Origin of the sequence: Armatimonas sp., assembly GCF_031410135.1 — a bacterium.
Classification (GTDB): Bacteria; Armatimonadota; Armatimonadia; order Armatimonadales; family Armatimonadaceae; genus Armatimonas.
In genome coordinates this window covers 1-2,851 of record NZ_JANNYP010000361.1, presented here as the reverse complement: position 1 = coordinate 2,851, position 2,851 = coordinate 1, and the positions used below count along the sequence as shown (strand labels likewise).

The 2,851-nt window shown below is 56.7% G+C and carries 4 protein-coding genes; 3 read left to right on the top strand and 1 reads right to left on the bottom strand.

Annotation, left to right across the window (positions count from 1 at the left end; translation table 11 throughout):
• Positions 1–11: 11 nt before the first annotated feature.
• Both sucD and RMO15_RS13270 read left to right on the top strand, forming a co-directional pair.
• Complete coding sequence (sucD, locus tag RMO15_RS13275) at positions 12–902, top strand: succinate--CoA ligase subunit alpha (RefSeq protein ID WP_369016109.1); 891 nt, start codon at positions 12–14, stop codon at positions 900–902.
• 108 nt (positions 903–1,010) lie between these two features.
• Positions 1,011–2,054 carry a redoxin family protein gene (locus tag RMO15_RS13270; protein WP_309713308.1) on the top strand — a complete coding sequence of 348 codons (1,044 nt, stop codon included), beginning with the start codon at positions 1,011–1,013 and terminating at the stop codon, positions 2,052–2,054.
• 33 nt (positions 2,055–2,087) lie between these two features.
• Here the strand turns inward: RMO15_RS13270 and RMO15_RS13265 are convergent, their stop codons facing one another.
• Positions 2,088–2,450, bottom strand: coding sequence for a VOC family protein (locus RMO15_RS13265; RefSeq protein WP_309713299.1), 363 nt, complete (start codon positions 2,448–2,450; stop codon positions 2,088–2,090).
• A 63-nt stretch (positions 2,451–2,513) separates the two neighbouring features.
• On the opposite strand from RMO15_RS13265, the gene RMO15_RS13260 reads away from it, so the two are divergent.
• The coding region (locus RMO15_RS13260) for an ankyrin repeat domain-containing protein (protein WP_309713297.1) at positions 2,514–2,851 on the top strand (338 nt) is incomplete at its 3' end.

Below are 2,851 nucleotides of genomic sequence, written 5' to 3'. Positions count from 1 at the left end.
ATAAGCGAAAAATGGCGATTTTGATTGATGAGACCACTAAAGTGGTTGTCTCCGGCATCACGGGCCGGGAAGGAACGTTTCATAGTGGGCAGATGCTCGCCTATGGAACGCAAGTAGTTGCTGGGGTGACGCCGGGTAAGGGCGGTCAGACCTGGACCAGTGATGATGGCAAGTACACAGTTCCTGTCTTTAACACGGTCGCAGAGGCTGTGGAGAAGACCGGGGCCAACGCGCACTTCGTCGTTGTGCCTCCCAAGTTCGCCGCCGACTCGATCATCGAGGGCGCGGATGCGGGCTGTGAGCTGATTGTCTGCATCACGGATGGTCTGGCGCAGCAGGACATGATCACCGCCACGGACTATATCAAGCGTGTTAAGCGCACGCGGCTGATCGGAACCAACTGCCCTGGTCTGCTCTCGGTGGGCAAGGCTAAGATCGGGATTATCCCGCAGAACATCTTCCTGGAAGGCCCCGTCGGGATTGTCTCTCGCTCCGGAACGCTCACCTACGAGATCGTGGATGCGCTGACTCGTGCGGGCCTGGGACAGACCACTGCTGTCGGCATTGGCGGAGATCCCATTCTGGGCATGCGCTTCGCCGATGTCTTAGAGCTCTTCGAGAACGACCCTGAAACCAAAGCCGTCGTGATGGTCGGCGAGATTGGTGGATCGGATGAAGAGGCAGGGGCAGAGGTCATCAAGCGCATGACCAAGCCCGTGGTTGGCTTCATCGGAGGCCGTAGCGCCCCTCCTGGCAAGCGCATGGGCCACGCGGGAGCTATTGTCTCGGGTACCAGCGGCAGTGCAGACAGCAAGATTGCTGCGCTGAACGCCGCCGGAGCTCCCGTCGCGGACACCACCGCCGATATTCCCGGCTTGGTGAAAAAAGCGCTGGGTATTTAGCGCCCTGTCGTAGCAAAGCCCATGCCGCTGGCATGGGCTTTTTTTGCTTGCGCGGAACTTGTTGGTACGGGCTCGCCGTATATCTGCTCAGAAAGGTTTTTTTATCTCATGCGACTCTCGTTTGCAGCGCCCGCTCTCGTCGCGGCGCTCTGTTTCTCTCTCGTTTCTGCGGCTCGTGCGGAGCTTACCGTCGGTGATGCAGCCCCGGCACTCAAGGTCGCCAAGTGGGTCAAGGGAAGTCCCGTCACGCTTGCCAAAGGAAAAGTTCACGTCGTAGAGTTCTGGGCAACCTGGTGTGGGCCGTGTAAGACCAGTATCCCGCACCTGACTAAGCTCGCTAAACGATACAAGGGCAAGGCAGACTTTACGGGCGTTTCGGTCTGGGAGAGCAATCCACAAGCACCTCTTACCTTGCCGCAGATCACTACCAAAGTGAACAAGTTCGTTGCGAGCATGGGAGCCAAGATGAACTACAGTGTCGCCATTGACGATAAACCGGAAAAGGGCACAATGGCCTCGGGCTGGATGGAAGCATCGGGCTCTGATGGCATCCCAACTGCCTTTATCGTGGATAAGGCTGGTAAAGTTGCCTGGATCGGCCACCCTATGCAAATGGAAGAGCCGCTTGCCAAGATCGTCGCGGGGAAGTGGGATGTGGCCGCCGCAAAGAAAAAGATGGCCGCCGAGAAAGCCGCCGCAGAGAAAGAAGCCCAGCAACAGCAGGCTGCTGAGGGAAAGCTTCAGGCTTTTGACAAAGAGTTCAAGGCACTTCTCGAAGCGGATAAGATCAGTGATGCCCTTGCCTTAGCCGATAAGGTAGCGACAGAGAGCCCGATCATGACCGCCCAGATTTCCCAGCTCTACAACCAGCTTGCGTGGACCTTTGTGGAAGGGAAAGAGGAGGTTCCACCTCCCTTTACCAAGCTAAAAGACTCCGTTTTGATTATGGCGAAGAAAGCCGTTGAGCTGACCAAGGGTGAGGACGGCATGATCTTAGACACACTGGCCTTTATCCACTACAAGGCGGGAAACCTCAAGGAGGCCCTGGAGCTGCAGACCAAGGCGGTTGCCAAGCTTCCTGCGGGCGTCCCAGATGACCTCAAAAAAGAAGTGGTAGACCGGCTCGCACTCTACAAGAGCAAGTCTCAGTAGAACTCTCAGGCGGGGCGCTCATGCGCTCCGCCTTTAAACATTCTGCGCGATTCGCCACAGAACGCCGCTGGGATCAAAGAGCACAAAGTCGCGCATTCCCCAGGGCTGGGTTTCCAGTGCGCCGAGACGCACGCCGAAGCGCTCCGCAATGTTTTGCTCCGTCAGATGTGCATGCCAGTCCTCCACACTCTCGACCAGTAAGTGCATCATCAGGTTCTCTGCAAACTCCTTGACGGGGAATTTATGGAGAAGAAAACTACAGTTGCCACAAAGAAGATAGGCTAGCTCATTGTCTGTGAATTTTATTTCAAAGCCAATGGCCTCGTAAAATGCTTTGGAGATCGTAAAGTCCAGTGCGGGTACAAAGGCCTTGATCTCAACCGGGTTTAGATTCATCGTGAAGGATTCTACCAGGATGGCAAACTTTTAGCAAACTGTTTCAGGCGATAGAATAGAGACATGGCCTTCTCCTGGAAGCGTGCTCGACGGGCGGGAAAGCTCCGCCAACACCGCGATGTGCGTGAGGACTTGCTGCGAATGGGGCGCTATGCTCCCGCTCCCATCAACAACACAGCGGCTCCCGCTCGCTTCTGCCCTCATGACTGGACTACTCTCTGGGGCGCGGCGGCCTTGGGCTACACAAAGATCGTCAAGCATTTTTTAGACACGGGGGCCGCCGTGAATCCGCGCGATGAGTGGGGACGCACGCCGCTCTGGTGGGCGGTGGATGAGCGCCGGTTCGAGATTGCGGAGCGCTTGCTCGCCTTTGGGGCCAACCCGGATCTTGGGGATGAAAA

Excerpts from the sequence above, each read along its gene's own strand:
- RMO15_RS13265 (WP_309713299.1), bottom strand. The coding sequence starts at position 2,450 with ATGAATCTAAACCCGGTTGAGATCAAGGCCTTTGTACCCGCACTGGAC.
- sucD (WP_369016109.1), top strand. The coding sequence starts at position 12 with ATGGCGATTTTGATTGATGAGACCACTAAAGTGGTTGTCTCCGGCATC.
- RMO15_RS13270 (WP_309713308.1), top strand. The coding sequence starts at position 1,011 with ATGCGACTCTCGTTTGCAGCGCCCGCTCTCGTCGCGGCGCTCTGTTTC.